Consider the following 15,949-nt stretch of genomic DNA (forward strand, 5'->3'; position numbering starts at 1 on the left):
GGAGCGGCCCTGAATGCCATAACGCACCTGAGCCTGTTTGTAGGTGAGCTCGCCTTTTTCAATCTGCTCGACCAGTGACAGTTTAAAAGTCAGCGAGTAATCGCGCTGTGTCCGTTTCACACCTTGTCCCATCGGTTTCTCCATTTATTGGGGGGAAAGGTGTAAACCATATTCAGGACGGGACATCAGCCAAACAAAAGCCGCCCGGTTGCGACCGGGCGGCTTTTCTTATTGCTTCAGGTTATCAGGCGGTAGTCAGCATAACGACAGCCAGCGCCATCACCATCATGCCAGCCCAGCCGATGGGCTTGAGCCGCTCACCGAAGAAGAGCAAACCGCCCAGCGCCGTACCGACAATGCCGATAGCCCCCCAGGTGGCGTAGGCAACAGCCAGGTCAATCTGGCCGCCACTTACCGCTTCCGAGAGCAGGGTAAAGGCGCCGAGTACCAGCATGATCCCCAGGAAGCCCCACCCCTTGTAACGAAAGCCTTTGGAGCGGTTGATAGCCATGTTGGCGCCGATATCGATCAGGGCTGCGCCCAGCACTATGACAAACGGACTCATGCTGTGGCCTCCGCTTCTACTGACTTGTCTACGGGCTCATCATGGGTCTCCCCCATGGTCACCATAACAATCCCCACTATCGCGAGAGCCAGGCCAATCAGCTCCTGAACGGTCACATCGTAACCGAGGAACATGACCGACACTATGGTGATCAGGGTGATCCCGAGCCCTTCCCAGAGCGCAAACGCAATACCAATGGAGATTGTTTTGGCGGCTTTCGCCAGCAACCAGTACGAGAAACCGATCAACAGCCACATCGGGATGTAATTCATCCAGCCAGCCCCCTGCTCGGGGATCATGGTCATGCTGGAGGTGCCGGCGACCTCGGTCACGATGGCGCCGGTCAAAAACAGCCGGGCCAGAAACATACGACTTAATAACATATAGGATGCCTTTGTTGCTTCGACGGGAGAGATGGTAAACGGGGAGAAGCAACTCGCGACAATCGCTCAGCGTCGATTATTCCGACGCCACAGGTTTGCCTTGCCTTGGTTCGGCACGCTAAGGTGATGGTGAAAAACTCCGTCATGGTCTGTAAAACATGAAGTTATATCAGATAGAACTCTTTGTAGAGTCAGCCAATAGCGGCTCTATTGCCAACACCGCCCGTCGTCTCGGCAAAAGCCGCAGCGCTGTCAGCACCTCCATCGCAGCACTGGAAGTTGAGCTTGGCGTCGAACTTTTCGAACGAGGAGCCAATCAGAGTCGCCTGACCGAGATCGGCGAGCTGGTACTTGATGATTGCACTCGCCTGCTACAGGCGGCCAACAGCTTGCAGCAGAAGTGCAAACATTACGCCTCGGGTGCCGAAGTGGCGCTGCGGGTTGCCCGCGATGACGCCATCCCCGAGCAAGTGTGGCGCGAGATGCTGGCCAGCCTGCACAACCAGTTTCCCGGCACCAGTATCTCGCTGGTGCTTGCCTCTCCGCCTGAACTGCCAGCGCTGGTTGAAGAGGGGTTCGTCGATGCCGCATTTGGCCTTATTACCGAGGATCAGGAGCGCAGCGGCCTCAACATCGATCTGCTCAACCCGATCCGCACCCTGATGGTGGTGGCGCCCAGCCATCCGCTGGCCGGACTGAAGCGGGTCAAACAGCAGGATCTGACCGATCACACCCAGGTAACTCTCTCGTATGTAGATGAATTTTCTGTAAAAAGCCTGCTACCTGTGGGAGGCCAGCATATAGGTCTCTCCAGCTTCGAGTTGATGCGTAACGCGGTCCTCGATGGGCTGGGCTGGGCGGTGCTCCCCTCGCCACTTATCCAGAGCCAGCTCCGACAAGGCACCCTGCTGACCCTGAAGCACAAGTTCAGCCTGCAGTGGCGAGACTATGGCGTCTATCTGGCAGAAAATGCCTATCACGGCAAAGTATTGGCCTGGTTGAAAAAATCGATCCAGAGTTATCTTGAGCCTTTCGAGTAAAGATGAAAGAGGCGGTGCCAGCTCACGATATCTGCTTATCCTGATGATCCTGACAGAGGTGATCGTGCATACTCTTCACATACTCATTGAGCGCCGGAGGCGTAACCGATATGAGCAGTGCCCAAGACAAGGACGATATCTGGCTGGATGACGACATCATCGAACTCGATGATGAAGAGGTCGTGGTCCCCAAGGCACTCAATCCCTGGCAAGTGCTGATCGTGGATGATGAGCCGGATATTCATCACGCCACCCGGCTTGCCCTCTCCAATATTCAGTACAAATCTCGCCCGCTCGAGCTGCTCAACGCCTACAGCGGTGCTGAAGCCGCCACCATGCTGGAGGCCAATCCCAGGATTGCCCTGATCCTGCTCGATGTGGTGATGGAGACCGAAGATGCCGGTTTGCGGCTGGTGCACCGGATCCGCAACGAGATGCGCAACTCGCTGGTGCGGATCGTGCTGCGTACCGGCCAGCCCGGTCAGGCACCGGAACAAAGGGTGATCCTCGATTACGATATTAACGACTACAAAACCAAGACCGAGTTGACGGTACAAAAACTCTTCACCACCGTCATCGCCTCCCTTCGCTCCTACGAAACCCTCAGCGCCATCGACAAGAGCCGACAGGGACTCGGCAAAATTCTGGAGGGCGCGGGCGATCTCTACCATCTCCATTCACTCAAGGAGTTTGCTTCCGGCGTGCTCAAACAGATCAGCGCCATTCTCGATGTGGGCACCGAAGGGGCCATCTGTGCCGAACGCCGTCCAGGCGAACATGGGCTTGAGATCCTGGCGGCAACCGGAGACTACGAGGCGCTGCTGGAGGAGAAGAGCCTTGATGAATTTTCTGCCCTGAAAGAGTCGGTCATGAAGGCGTTAAACGAGCGCTGCAACCGCTTTGAACACCCGCAGGACTCTCTCTATATTGCAGCCCAGAATGGCCGCGAGTTCGTGTTGAGCTTCACCCCGACCCAGCCTCTGGATCCTCTCGAGTGCGACCTGCTGGATGTCTTCTGCCAGCGCATCTCGGCGGCCTACGACAATCTCTATCTCTACAACCAGCTGCTTCGTGCCCAGGAGGCCACCGTGGTGGCGCTGGCGGCGCTGGCGGAGTTTCGTGATTCCGATACCGGCGAGCATGTCTTGCGGGTGCAGAAGCTCTCGGATGCCATCGTGGCCGAATTGAAGCAGATGGCGGTCTACCCGGAGCAACTGACTCCGGAGTTTGTCGAAATGATCGGTATGGCTTCCATCCTGCACGATGTGGGCAAGGTGGGCACCCCGGACCATATCCTGCACAAGCCCGGCCGTTTCGACCCGGAAGAGCGGGCCATCATGGAGCAGCACGCCGGCATCGGCGCCAATATCCTGCACAAGGCGGGCGAAATGGTGGAGGGAACCAGTTACCTCTCTCTCGGCGCCGAAATCGCCCGGGGCCACCACGAGCACTTCGATGGCAAGGGCTATCCGCTGCAGCTGGCTGGCCAGCAGATCCCGCTGTCGGCGAGGATAGTGGCGGTGGTCGATGTATTCGATGCCCTGCTCAGCAAGCGCCCCTACAAGGAGCCCTGGACGCTGGCGCAGACCATGGAGTATATCCAGTCCCGCTCCGGTACCCAGTTTGACTCTCATGTCGTAACAGCCCTGTCGCGACTGGTCAACGAGTCGAGACTCCCCTACTCGCTCTGACTCTCTGCACTTGCCACTCAGCATCCCTTGCCGGTGACCAAGGTCACCGGCAAGGCATCAAAACAGCTGTTTTGTTGCATCCTGCACACATCAACGCGCCGCAAACCGGAAACATCACCCTTCTTTGGCTGCGATATCAGCTGAAATATGGTCATTTAACATCACATCGCTATAATATCGGCCTGCAATCCTGATACTAACAACGAAGGAAATATCATGAGCCTGAACCTGGTACCGGCCGGCAAGAGCCTGCCCGACGATATCTACGTCATCATCGAAATCCCGCAGAATGCCGACCCGATCAAATACGAAGTCGACAAGGACAGCGGTGCTATTTTCGTCGATCGCTTCATGTCTACCCCGATGTTCTATCCGTGCAACTACGGCTACGTGAACGCGACTCTCTCTCTGGATGGTGACCCCGTCGACGTACTGGTTCCGACCCCCTACCCGCTGCTGGCCGGTTCCGTCATTCGCTGCCGTCCGGTTGGCGTGCTGAAGATGACCGACGAATCTGGCGAAGATGCCAAGATCGTTGCCGTACCGCACTCCAAGCTGACCAAACAGTACGACCACATCCAGGATGTGAACGATCTGCCGGAACTGCTGAAAGCCCAGATCCAGCACTTCTTCGAGCGCTACAAAGAGCTGGAAGCGGGCAAATGGGTCAAGGTGGAAGGCTGGGGCGACAAGGCTGCTGCCGAAGCCGAGATCAAAACCTCTGCCGAGCGTTACGCTGCCAAGTAAGCGTCACTTCGCTTGTAAAAAAGGCGCCTTATGGCGCCTTTTTTGTCGGTGTTTGCGGTAACTGACCCGCCGCATCTTCGGCAGGATTGCCCTGAATGTATATTTCACGGCCATCTTTCTGGTAGGGACGATAGTAATCACCGCCACAGCGATAGCCGCCGCCCGGCTGGCTCATCAGCTCGCAGTTGACCGGCAACACCTCCAGCCACTTGATGGCCTGCTGGTAGCGCAGCCACTCCTGCCATTCGTGCTCGCGTGCCAGCTGATCACGCAGGGCAAAGGTATCCGCAACGGACATCCCCTTGTTGACGATCACCTGACCCGCCATTGCTGGCAGGCTGAGCAGCCCAAACAGCACTATGATCCAAGGCTTCATAACTCCTCCAGAGTGACTTAATTTCACAATTAAATTAAAAGTCACATCAATCTGTTATCCAGATCACAAAACGAAACATCACCAAAGTGGTGCCGGCTCACCTAGTTGTTAATTATCGTCCACGGCAGGAAGCACCACCATGAAGCTGACCCCCGCGCTGTTGCTCAGCCTCACTCTCTGCACCACTCTTGGTGCTACAAGCAACGCCAGCGAAATCAACATGAGCTGGCAGTGGCAATCCACCGATGGCCAGCGCAAGCACTTCCAGCTGACCACCGACGATCAGGTGATGGCCGCCAGTCGCCACGAGATGAGCCTGCTGAAGGCCTCTCTCACCAATCCGCTGGAGACCCTTTACGCCTATATCAGCCCACGGCTCTACAACAGCATCAACCTGATCAATCAGAGCAGCCCCGAGACAGCTACCAAGTTTCGCAATCTGGAGCAGGCCTTCACCCTGCGGGACGACAGCATGGAGTCGCTGCTGTTCTGGCAAGCCTACCAACAGTATCAGGAGGATGCCTTCTACCAGATGAGGGTGATACCCTGCGTCCATCCTGCCAATCGCAAACTGCCTTGCGTACGCCCCGATTACTCCCAGCTCTTCTACCACTTCAAAGGGCACCTCAAGCCACTGGCGCAGCAGTTTGCCGCCAAGGATCTCGCCACCAGCGTCAGCCTGATGCAAGAGTGGCTAAACGCCATCCCCACCCAGCCGGAGCAGCTGGATCACTTCGCGCCGCCGCTGCAGGCACTGCAAGATAACAAGGCCGACAGCGATGAGAAGGCTCTGCTGATGGCCAGCCTGCTGGCAGAGCTGGCCCCGCAATATGTGCTCAGCATCATCTATCCGGATATCAGCATCGGCAGCGTCTCCCCTGCCTGGCTGGCCATTACGGCAGACAGTGGCGTACCCGGTGATGTGGTGGTGATCAACAATCAGCGCCATGTGCTGCTGACCGGCTCGTCCCTGCTGGCCCAGCAGATGACCATGGCCAAGATCCCCCTCATCAGCGAGTCGCTCTACTGACGCAGACAGCTCAGACCAGCTGCCAATTCATTGATTTTTATCGATGTCATGCCATCCTAGCCGCCCTTGCCAGCCAACCACCTGACTGGCGGGGCGCCGACGCTTCTGAATTGCGATCTTATTTAACACTTTTTAAACAGATCCGATCAGTTTAGGATGAAGCTCGCCCATTCCCTCAATCCGAAACTCGTTATAACATAACAAATGGAGTGTCATCAGGATGAAACATCTCGTACTTACTTTGGCGCTGCTGCCATCTCTGGTCTTTGCTCACAACTTCAAGGATGGCAACCCGGTTCCGCTGGTCAATGTCAGCGACAAGGGTGAGCTGGTACTGAACGGCAAGGATATCGGCTACCAGCCGTGGCAGAGCACCTCGCTCACCGGCAAGGTATTCCTGATCCAGCATATTGCAGGTCGCTCCAGTGCCAAGGAGCTGAACGCCCCGATGATCGAGGCGATCAAGGCCGCCAAGTTGCCGCAAGACAAGTACCAGACCGTTACCGTCATCAACAGCAATGACGCCATCTGGGGCACCTCCGGCTTCGTGAAGAGCAGTGCCGAGGACAGCAAGAAAGAGTTCCCATGGTCCGCCATGGTGCTGGATGCCAAGGGCATGGCGCGCAACGCCTGGGATCTGACGCCGGAAAGCTCGGCGATCATTCTGCTGGATAAAGAGGGCAAGGTGCTGTTTGCCAAAGATGGCCAGCTCGATGCCAACAACATTGCTACCGTGATGGGGCTCATCAAGTCCCATCTCTAAGTCAGAGAGAAAGGGCGCTGATGGCGCCCTTTCCATAAGGGTCTATGGGTCGTATCAAGCTGAAAATCTGGATCTTGCTGCTGGGCTGGTTATGGCTGCAGCCTGCCCTTGCCCGGCACCAGTTTGAATCTGCCCTGCCCGGCCACGACGACCATCACTGCCTGGTTTGCGCCCTCCATCTGGATGGCAAACAGGTCATCACCGCTACCCCCTATTGTTTCCCCGGTTCGACCTCTGTTCTGCCCGCAGTTTCAATCATGCAACGCTCGGCAGATACCGCCACGCTTCACAGCTATGCCATCCGTGCGCCGCCCGCCTCTGCTTTTCTCTATCCCTTTGTTTAATTTCGCTATTTGTTTTGAAAAAGGATTAAAGATGAAAGCAGTCACTCTGTTGCTGGCCGCTGCGGCCTTTGGCGCACACGCCAATCACGACGAACACGAGAGCCACAGCCACGGCGCCCACGAGCATGGCCACGGCCACCTCAATCTGGTGGTCGATGGCGACCAGTTGATGATCGAACTGCAGGCACCCGCAGCCGATCTGGTGGGCTTCGAGCACGCCGCCAAGAGCGATGAAGAGAAGGCGCAATACGCCAAGGCGGTCGCCCGCCTCCAGCAACCTGACGCCCTGTTCCGCTTCGACCCGGCTGCTGGCTGCAAACTGACCCAACAGGAGTTGCAAGCAGCAAAAGAAGATCACGACCATGACCATGACCATGACCATGACCATGACAAGGCTGCCAGCGACAAACATGAAGACCACCATGATCATGACGAAGCGGGTCACGCCGATATGGGCGCCATGTACACCTACACCTGTGCCACGCCGGCCAAACTGACCGGCCTTGAGGCGACCCTGTTCAGCGTCTATCCGAGCCTTGAGAAGCTGAGCGTGCAGGGGATCCTGCCCACCGGCCAGACCGCAGGCGAGCTGACCCCGTCCGCCAACAAGCTGAGCTGGTAACGCCATGAAAAAAGCCGTGGTTGAGATCCGCGATCTGGCCTTTGCCTGGCCAGGTGGCGACGCTGTACTCGATCTGCCCGCCCTCACCATCCGCGAGGGTGAGCGGGTCTTTATCAAGGGCCCGTCGGGCTCTGGCAAGTCGACCCTGCTCGGGTTGCTGGCCGGGATCCAGACCGCCAACCACGGCACCCTGGAGGTGCTGGGCCAACCATTGGCCCGGCTCTCTGGCCGTGCCCGTGACCACTTCCGGGCGGCCAATCTGGGTTATATCTTCCAACAGTTCAATCTGCTGCCTTTTCTCTCGGTGCAGGACAACGTGACCGCTGCCCTCACCTTTTCGCCCGCCAAACGGGCTCGCCTGCAAGGGAGTCCGGAGCAGGAGGCGCGCCGTCTGCTGGCGGAGCTGCAACTGCCGGATGACGCACTGCATCGCCCCGTCCATGCCCTCAGCATCGGCCAGCAGCAGCGGGTTGCTGCCGCACGGGCGCTGATCGGCTCGCCGCCACTGGTGATCGCCGACGAGCCCACCTCGGCCCTCGACACCGATAACCGGGCGGCCTTTATCAAGCTGCTGTTCGAGGAGTGCGACAAGCAGGGCTCGACCCTGATCTTCGTCAGTCACGACCCTTATCTCGAACCCCTGTTCCCACGGGTGGAAAACCTGCAACAACTTAACCGGAGGGCTACGTGCTAAAGCTCGCCCTGCAAAGTCTCTGGGCCCGCCGCCTTACCGCCGGGCTCACCCTGCTGGCCGTCGCCATCAGCGTCACCCTGCTGCTCGGGGTGGAGCGGGTGCGTACTCAGGCCCGCGAAAGTTTCTCCAACACCGTCTCGGGGACCGATCTCATCGTCGGCGCCCGCTCCGGTCAGGTGAACCTGCTGCTCTACTCGGTGTTTCGCATCGGCAACCCCACCAACAACGTGGGGTGGGACTCTTATCAAGCCATCAAACAGAAACCGGGCGTTGCCTGGACCATCCCGCTTTCCCTTGGTGACTCCCACAAGGGATTTCGGGTGCTCGGCACCAATGGCGACTACTTCACCCACCTGAAGTACGGTCAGCAGCAATCGCTGCAACTGCGCGAAGGACGGCCGTTCGACACGCCGTTTGAAGCGGTACTCGGCGCTCAGGTGGCCGAGAAGCTCGGCTATCACCTCGACCAATCCATCGTTATCGCCCACGGCGCTGGCAACACCTCGTTCAGCCAGCACGACAACCTGCCATTCAAGGTGGTGGGCATTCTGGCGCCGACCGGCACGCCCATCGATCGCACCATCCATGTGCCGCTGGCGGGGATCGAGGCGATCCATCTCGGTTGGGACACCGGCCGCCACAGCAAGAACGTGACGCCGGAGCAGGCGCTGGCGCAGGATCTCACCCCGAAAACCATCACCGCCTTTATGGTGGGCTTGAGCAACCGGATCCTGGCGTTCCAGCTGCAGCGCAGCGTCAACACCTATCCCAAAGAGCCGCTGATGGCGATACTGCCGGGGGCCGCCCTGCAGGAGCTGTGGAGCCTGATGAGCGTGGCGGAAACCGCTCTCTCGGTCATCGCCGGTTTTGTGGTGGTAGCGGGCCTTATCGGCATGCTGACTACCCTGCTGGCGGGGCTTAACGAGCGGCGCCGGGAGCTCGCCATCTTGCGATCCCTCGGTGCGGGCCCCTCTCACCTGTTCCTGCTGCTGACGCTGGAGGCAATGGCACTGACCACGGTCGGCATCGCCCTCGGGGTCGGCGTACTCTATCTCGGGCAGGGGCTTGCCACCCCCTGGCTGCTCAGCCACTATGGCCTGCAACTGAGTCTGGGGCTGCCGAGCGTCTATGAGTGGCAGTTGCTGGGGGTGGTGTGGCTGGCGGGCATGGTGATCGGCCTGCTCCCTGCAGCCCGCGCTTACCGCTACAGCCTGAGCGATGGCATGAGTATTCGCGTCTAGCGAGACGTCCAAGATAGAAACAGAAGGACAGATGATGAAGTGGAAAATAGTGGCGCTGCTCGCCAGCCTGCTGGTGCTACCCGCCCTGGCCGCCGATTACAAGACCATCGACTGGGATGTGCTCATCCCGGAAGGGGAGAAACTGCTGCCGCCTCCGCAGGTGAACCACGATGGGGATCTCGCCTCCGTGCCGCAACCGGTGGGTGGGGTAAACAAGAAGCTGGACAACCAGGATGTTCGCATTCCGGGCTTCGTGGTGCCGCTGGAAGGGGATGCCAAGAAGATCACCGCCTTCCTGCTGGTGCCCTACTTCGGCGCCTGTATCCATGTGCCGCCGCCCCCCACCAATCAGGTGATCTATGTGAGCTACCCCAAGGGTGCGCCGGTGGATGATCTGTGGGATGCCATCTGGGTGAAGGGCAAGATGCGCACGGTCAGCTCCAGCCACGAGATGGCCACCGCCTCCTATTCGATGGAAGCGGTCGAGGTGAGCGTCTACGAGGAGTAATCCTCCCGTTGCAAAAAAAGCGGCCTCCACGGAGGCCGCTTTGTTATCTTGGCATCCCGGTTGGAGTAACATTCAGCTCCAGAACCTGTGCGAATGGAGTCAGCATGGCAGACCTCCCCCCCCCGAAAAAAGAGAGTTCGATCCTGAGCAGCCAGGAGCAGACCCTGCGTCTGGCCCGCAGTCGCGGCATCGACGGCATGCTCACCCGCAACACCGACAGCACCTTCGAACAGCGCGCCACCTTTCGCCATCTGGCGGATCAGGCTGCCCGCCAGCGCAATCTGGAAGCCATCATGGTGATGGCCTCCCGCCACTGCGAAGAGACCGCGGCTGGCGGCGAGATGGACAGCGACTGGCTGACCCGCTTCCTGCAACTGGCGGAAGATATCAGCATGGTGCCGATGCAGCAACTGTGGGGGCGGATCTTCGCGCTGGAAGTAGCCACCCCGGGCCGCTTCTCCATCCGGGCGCTCGCCACCCTCAAAGAGATGACTCAGCGCGAGGCCCAGCTGTTCCAGCGCATCTGTTCACTGACTTGCCACTACACCGGCAGCGACGAGCAGCGACTGCTGCTGGGGCTGCACAAGGGGGCCAGCTTGCTGAGCCGCGCCAAGGCAACGCGGCTCGGCCTTGGCAAATACCGCCTCCCCTACAACGCCCTGCTGCAACTGTTTGAGCTCGGGCTGCTGCATCGCGCGGAGCTGGAGTCCGGCCCGCTGCCCGCCGATGGGGTCGAGCTGGAGTTCGGCAACCAGCGCTGGCGGCTGCAGTGCAAGCAGCACAACATCACCCTGCTCTACTACCGCCTCACCCCGGTGGGCAACGAGCTCGCCCAGCTGCTGCAAGAGTCGCCGCTGGAAGAGTACCTGCAGGATCTGAAAACCGTGCTGGTGCAGGGTATCCAGATCGAGGTCCAGCATCAGGTCAGCGAGACCACACCGCCCCCCCCTGACGCCGCGCCCTGATCGTCGATGGGGGAACACGCCCACCGACGCGCCACAGATCCCGCTCACAGCACCTCACTCAGCAAAGTGAGGTGCAAAATGCAGCTCCCCTCGCACCTTTCCGCTCGCTTTTTGCACATTGCAACGACAGCAGCGCCACATTCAGTGGCTGCGCCCCTTTATTGACACAAAAATCACTTAACGTGATTAATGGCCCGCCCTTTGCTTTGAAGTTTGATGTAGATCAATTTTCAACCACCACAGCCCGGAAGCATGGCTATGAGAATCAATCAACCGGTTACCCAAAGAGAACGTCTCTATCCAGACCACCAGAGCCTCATCTCCACCACGGATCTGGAGAGCCGCATCACCTACGCCAACGATGAGTTCTGCGAGATAGCAGGCTTCCAGCTCGACGAGCTGCTGGGGGAACACCACAATCTGGTACGTCATCCTGACATGCCGAAACAGGCCTTTGCCGATCTGTGGAACCATATCCGCGAAGGCAAGAGCTGGATGGGGCCGGTGAAGAACCGCTGCAAGAGTGGCGATCACTACTGGGTCAGCGCCTTTGTCACCCCCATCAAGGATGCCAGCGGCCGGGTGGTGGAGTATCAGTCGGTGCGCACCGCCCCGAGCGAGGAGATCAAACAGCGGGCCGAGAAGGTCTATGCCGACCTTCGCAACAACAAGCTGCCGCTGGCGCTCAAGCTGCCCACCTTCTCCCATACCCTGACCATCAACCTCTGCCTGCTGCTGAGCCTGCTCGCCATGTTTGCGCTGGGCTACAACCAGGATATGAACTGGCAACTGGCGCTGGCTGCCCTGCCGCTGGCGATAGCGGCCATCACCCTGAATGCCCTCTCCCGTCGCCTCGGCAAGCTCAACAAGATGGCCCGCAGCCGCTTTGACAACCCGCTGATGCAACTGCTCTACACCAACAAGGTGGACAACATCGCCGCCATCGAGCTCTCGATGGTGATGAATCAGGCCGAGTTCAACGCCGTGCTGGCCCGTACCCAACAGACCTGCAGCAAGATCCTGCAGGCCGCCGAAGGGGATCTGCGCAACGCCGAATCCATCACCGACAACCTGCAACAGCAGCAGGCCGAAACCAATCAGGTAGCCACTGCCGTGACCGAGATGTCGGAATCCATTCGCGAGGTTTCACAGAGCTCCAGCGAATCCTCCAGCCTGCTGGACGAGACCGCCGACCTGTTCAAGAGCGGCAACCACAGCGTGGCCGAAACCGTGGCCGCCGTGGCGGGCATGAACAGCGAACTTATCACCTCCAAGAGCGTGATCAGTGCGCTGGTCGGCCACTGCCGCGATATCGACGGCATCCTTGATGTGATCAACAACATCGCCAACCAGACCAACCTGCTGGCCCTCAACGCCGCCATCGAAGCGGCCCGGGCTGGCGAAGCAGGTCGCGGCTTCTCGGTAGTGGCTGACGAGATCCGCACCCTCGCCATCAAGACCCAATCCTCGACCAGCGAGATCCAGAAGATGATCACCGAGCTGCAAACCAGCGCCGGGGATGCAGAGCAGGCGATGGAGAAGGGCTGCCAACTCTCCGAGAGCTGCCAGCAAAAAGCCTCGGCAACCGGCACCATTCTCCAGCAGATCAACGATATGCTGCAGCAGGTCGCCTCCGGCAGCGGCCAGATTGCCCAGGCGGTGCAGGAGCAGTTCCACGTCACCGCCGAGATCAACCGCAACGTGCTCAGCATCAAGACCCTGGCCGATGACTCCAGCGTCGGCAGCCAGCACGCCGTGCACGGCATCACCCAGCTGGTAAACCAGTTGAGCGATCTAGACCGGCTGGTACGCCAGTTCCAGAAGGGCGCTCCGGCAACCCAGAGCCGCTACGAAGTGGCCACCACCCGCGCCGTGCCGGTTCGCCAAGCCAGATAACCACTACCCAAACAATCACCTCAGCAAAACCCTATGGGCCTTAGGGTCCATAGGGTTTTTTAATGCCCGCCAACAAGAGGGCGGCACTCTCGCTTTCACCTTCCAATCTCACTCTGCGCGGATAGGCTGCTGCGGTGCTGCGGTTATATCACCGTCCGTTATTTATTAATTTATTGATCTTGCTCAGAAAACCACCCGCTTGCGCTTTTCACCCCAGCCCCGTTCGGTAACATAGCCGCTTGGCAACCCCTCGTCGGAGTCAGCCATGAGCCAAACCAGTGCCAAATCACAGGTAAAAGCAGCAAGCTGGAGGCTGAAATTCAGGGGCGGTAGCGTGGTTTTTGCTGGTTGGTGCAGAGCGCAGGAAGTCCAACAGACAAGCATCATTATGCCAACCAGAGCCGGATAAACATGGATTGGGTTGCTCACAAATTTGCAGATACGTTTCTGCGGTAAATGTTGGGCTTCACTTCGTTTAGCACCAACCTACGATTTTTAGCCAAAAATACGAGATAAGTTAGATTAAAGGCGGTATTAAGATGTGAATACCACCTTACACCGAGTCATTTTTATATTTTTCAAGGGGACTGTTAGTAATGTACAACCTTTTAGTTACTGCCCATGATGGTGCATGGGACCTTCCAGCCTATGAGTACACTAGAGATAGATTTCTTGAGCATACTAACGACAAAGAAAAAACTTTATTTAAGGTTCTCACCGCTGAGCACATTGAGTTGTTGAAATCGTTCCCTTGCCTATTTGCTTATGAAGGTAAGAGCGAACCGGTGAGAGTCGGATACATTCGTTCTCTCAAAGAAAGAAGCCGTTCGATTATGATCGAGTATGAATTTGAGAACGAAATTCCTCCAATTCCATTTTCAGAAATTGCACCAATTAGCAACTTGCTAGATATTGGCGAATGGGAAATGAATCGAACTCACTGGGCAGTAAAGGATGAAGACTTGTTTGGTCGGTTGCATTCAGCTGGGCTCATTGATCGGAAATTCATTAACCCAGTAGGACGAACGGGTAAGCTGGAAGAACTTAGATTTAAGGTTGCCTTTTCATTCCCGGGTGAAGTTAGAAAATCCGTTCTTTCTATTGTAAATAGATTGAAAAGCGCTTTACCAGCAGGCAGTATTTTCTACGATGATGACTTTACAGCTCAACTTGCGCGTCCAAATCTCGATAGCCTATTTCAAACTGTTTACCTCAAAAATTCAGATTTGATCGTAGTTTTTCTTTCAGGAGACTATGAAAGAAAAATGTGGTGCGGCATTGAATGGCGAGCTATTCGGGGAATCATTAACAATAAAAGCGATCATTCTGTTATGTTCATTAGATCAGATAACGCACAAATACCAGGAGTATTTTCACACGATGGATATATTGACATGAATAGATTTAGACCCGAGCAGATAGCCGATTTTATATTGGATAGAATCCGCCTCAACGAGCAGTGATAAATTTAACCATCGGCTATGGTCAGACGTGCATACGCAGGGAATCAAGCAAGCTGTTAATGCGAGCGTTAGCCCGTAGGTTCGAATAGCGCAGCGTATTCGGACAATCGCGAATAACCCCGCCGCGATATAAGCAAGGATCGGAAGATCCCCTTGCGGGGTTGCTATCGACCGCTTTGGGTTGGCTCAAGGCTCGCCGGTGTCACTATAAGCTAAATTTATGAGTTTTCCGATAATGACCCCATTTTTGCTTATAGTTGCTTCCGCCATCTCACAAGCGCCTGTTATGATGGTCAACTAAATCTGTCAGTTTTCTCTGACTTGGCGAAGGTGTCATTGCCAATGGTGGCACTGTCTTGTGACCTCCATTCGGCTTATACGAGCCAACAATGGCTGGCAGCAAAAAGCCCATCTGAATGAAAATAGTGACAGCCTGAACTTACTACGGATCCAATAACATTAATTATTTATCATGGAACAGATATGATAATTGAATGCCCAAAGTGTTCTAAAAAAAATGATTTACATATAGAGGCAAAAGTAAAATGTGGCCATTGCCAAGAGGAACTAACAGGGCACACTTTCAAAAAAAAGATTATGTCAGGCGGCACGATACTAGCGATTGGAATTATAAGTGGGCAAGTTGCTGACTATGCTTTACTTGATAATCGCTACCCTATGTCAGTCGAGTATTCTATTGTTGATGCATGCACGAATGCAGATCCGGAGTTGGTAAGTAAAACCATTTACCTTCACAGAAAAGATGTTTGTTTATGCGCAATGAAAGATACCATGAATGAAATTTCATACATTAGATACAATGTTGATAAAAAAAGTTTTTTATCAGCTTTTCAAAAAAATACTAATGAGTGTATAAGGCGGGAAGGCTAGCTTCACCGCCCATTTTTATTTAGAGTTATTTGCCACCTTTTGAAGGGGCGTTTCCTCTTCCTCCCCCAGAGGGATTCCCAGTCGTTGACGGCCAGTTACCACCGGTCCCAGTGTGTGAAGAAGGACCTCGACTACTACCGCCCTTACCTGAATTACTTGAATTAGAAGCACTACCTTTTGCCATTTTCAACACTCCATATATTAGTTAACATATCCAGAATCAGTCTGGACATGTAAAGGTTAGCGATAATTGGGGGGACATTTGGGGACAAAAATGAAACCAGATAATTTTGCCATAACAATCAAGACGGAAATGTCAAAAATCGGCTGGAGCCTTAATGATTTCGTTATAGAGTACGATAAGTATCACTCATATAAATCAAAGCTGACGGCTGAGTCACTAAAAAAGCAGTTATCAAGAAAAACAACAAACCAGGCTTTACTTAAAAATTATCTTGACTTCATCTATAAACATGAGGAATGGAGGAAATTAGATAATATCAAACCCTCGTTTGTAAATGATTTTCTTGAGACAGAATTTGTATTTGAAATGACTGAGATATCTCAAAGCATTACAAAAAAACTCAAAAAATAACTGATTTTCGCCCCATAGTCCTGGGCGCAATATAGCCCGTAGGTTCGAATAGCGCAGCGTATGTAGTGGTCAACTAAATCCGGACACTTGGTTAGGCCGATCTTCGGCTTTTGCTGGCGGTATCCCATTATTGTG

The 15,949-nt window shown here is 55.9% G+C and carries 18 protein-coding genes and 1 pseudogene; 15 read left to right on the forward strand and 4 right to left on the reverse strand.

Features of this window, described 5'->3' with window-relative positions:
• The 3 genes and pseudogenes from G5195_RS19750 to G5195_RS19760 all read right to left on the reverse strand — a co-directional run.
• Positions 1-132: pseudogene (locus G5195_RS19750) on the reverse strand (IS3 family transposase); the annotation flags it as partial.
• Between the two features lie 112 nt (positions 133-244).
• Positions 245-565: an SMR family transporter gene (locus G5195_RS19755; protein ID WP_005335659.1), complete on the reverse strand. Its 321-nt coding sequence runs from the start codon at positions 563-565 to the stop codon at positions 245-247.
• Positions 562-948: a DMT family transporter gene (locus G5195_RS19760; RefSeq protein ID WP_421223910.1), complete on the reverse strand. Its 387-nt coding sequence runs from the start codon at positions 946-948 to the stop codon at positions 562-564. Before G5195_RS19760 ends, G5195_RS19755 begins: the two co-directional genes overlap by 4 nt.
• A 158-nt stretch (positions 949-1,106) precedes the next feature.
• On the opposite strand from G5195_RS19760, the gene G5195_RS19765 reads away from it, so the two are divergent.
• The 3 genes from G5195_RS19765 to ppa all read left to right on the forward strand — a co-directional run bounded on the left by G5195_RS19765 (position 1,107) and on the right by ppa (position 4,426).
• Entirely contained in the window at positions 1,107-1,988 is an 882-nt protein-coding gene (locus G5195_RS19765) for a LysR family transcriptional regulator (RefSeq protein ID WP_216979467.1), read from the forward strand.
• A 110-nt stretch (positions 1,989-2,098) separates the two neighbouring features.
• Positions 2,099-3,679 carry a DUF3369 domain-containing protein gene (locus G5195_RS19770; protein ID WP_421223911.1) on the forward strand — a complete coding sequence of 527 codons (1,581 nt, stop codon included), beginning with the start codon at positions 2,099-2,101 and terminating at the stop codon, positions 3,677-3,679.
• A gap of 216 nt (positions 3,680-3,895) precedes the next feature.
• The gene (gene ppa / locus G5195_RS19775) at positions 3,896-4,426 is read left to right on the forward strand and encodes an inorganic diphosphatase (protein ID WP_005335667.1); all 531 of its coding nucleotides are present in this window, start codon (positions 3,896-3,898) and stop codon (positions 4,424-4,426) included.
• Positions 4,427-4,454: 28 nt separating this feature from the next.
• Here ppa and G5195_RS19780 read toward each other — a convergent pair whose 3' ends face one another.
• Positions 4,455-4,802, reverse strand: a complete 348-nt coding sequence (locus G5195_RS19780; RefSeq protein WP_216975921.1) for a hypothetical protein — start codon at positions 4,800-4,802, stop codon at positions 4,455-4,457.
• A 139-nt stretch (positions 4,803-4,941) separates the two neighbouring features.
• Between G5195_RS19780 and G5195_RS19785 the strand changes: the two genes are divergently transcribed.
• From G5195_RS19785 to G5195_RS19840, 12 genes are all read left to right on the forward strand, one after another.
• Positions 4,942-5,832, forward strand: coding sequence for a hypothetical protein (locus G5195_RS19785; RefSeq protein ID WP_216950182.1), 891 nt, complete (start codon positions 4,942-4,944; stop codon positions 5,830-5,832).
• Between the two features lie 220 nt (positions 5,833-6,052).
• The gene (locus G5195_RS19790) at positions 6,053-6,595 is read left to right on the forward strand and encodes a YtfJ family protein (RefSeq protein WP_005343253.1); all 543 of its coding nucleotides are present in this window, start codon (positions 6,053-6,055) and stop codon (positions 6,593-6,595) included.
• Positions 6,596-6,639: 44 nt separating this feature from the next.
• A complete protein-coding gene (locus G5195_RS19795; protein ID WP_005362913.1) occupies positions 6,640-6,939 on the forward strand; it encodes a DUF2607 family protein in 300 nt (99 codons plus the stop codon).
• Positions 6,940-6,970: 31 nt separating this feature from the next.
• Entirely contained in the window at positions 6,971-7,561 is a 591-nt protein-coding gene (locus tag G5195_RS19800) for a DUF2796 domain-containing protein (protein ID WP_323925040.1), read from the forward strand.
• A 4-nt stretch (positions 7,562-7,565) separates the two neighbouring features.
• Positions 7,566-8,255: an ABC transporter ATP-binding protein gene (locus G5195_RS19805; RefSeq protein WP_042063153.1), complete on the forward strand. Its 690-nt coding sequence runs from the start codon at positions 7,566-7,568 to the stop codon at positions 8,253-8,255.
• The gene (locus G5195_RS19810; protein WP_421223914.1) at positions 8,249-9,496 is read left to right on the forward strand and encodes an ABC transporter permease; all 1,248 of its coding nucleotides are present in this window, start codon (positions 8,249-8,251) and stop codon (positions 9,494-9,496) included. The genes G5195_RS19805 and G5195_RS19810 overlap by 7 nt, the downstream gene beginning before the upstream one ends.
• Before the next feature lie 31 nt (positions 9,497-9,527).
• Complete coding sequence (locus G5195_RS19815; protein ID WP_157161970.1) at positions 9,528-10,004, forward strand: DUF3299 domain-containing protein; 477 nt, start codon at positions 9,528-9,530, stop codon at positions 10,002-10,004.
• 104 nt (positions 10,005-10,108) lie between these two features.
• Complete coding sequence (locus tag G5195_RS19820) at positions 10,109-10,969, forward strand: TIGR03899 family protein (RefSeq protein WP_236368439.1); 861 nt, start codon at positions 10,109-10,111, stop codon at positions 10,967-10,969.
• Between the two features lie 258 nt (positions 10,970-11,227).
• A complete protein-coding gene (locus tag G5195_RS19825) occupies positions 11,228-12,865 on the forward strand; it encodes a PAS domain-containing methyl-accepting chemotaxis protein (RefSeq protein ID WP_421223916.1) in 1,638 nt (545 codons plus the stop codon).
• Between the two features lie 596 nt (positions 12,866-13,461).
• The gene (locus tag G5195_RS19830; protein WP_421236404.1) at positions 13,462-14,328 is read left to right on the forward strand and encodes a TIR domain-containing protein; all 867 of its coding nucleotides are present in this window, start codon (positions 13,462-13,464) and stop codon (positions 14,326-14,328) included.
• A gap of 483 nt (positions 14,329-14,811) precedes the next feature.
• The gene (locus G5195_RS19835) at positions 14,812-15,219 is read left to right on the forward strand and encodes a hypothetical protein (RefSeq protein ID WP_421236405.1); all 408 of its coding nucleotides are present in this window, start codon (positions 14,812-14,814) and stop codon (positions 15,217-15,219) included.
• A gap of 274 nt (positions 15,220-15,493) precedes the next feature.
• Complete coding sequence (locus tag G5195_RS19840) at positions 15,494-15,814, forward strand: hypothetical protein (protein WP_421223922.1); 321 nt, start codon at positions 15,494-15,496, stop codon at positions 15,812-15,814.
• The last annotated feature ends 135 nt before the right edge of the window (positions 15,815-15,949 follow it).

The organism is Aeromonas sp. 601039 (assembly GCF_049174415.1).
Lineage (GTDB): Bacteria > Pseudomonadota > Gammaproteobacteria > Enterobacterales > Aeromonadaceae > Aeromonas > Aeromonas veronii_A.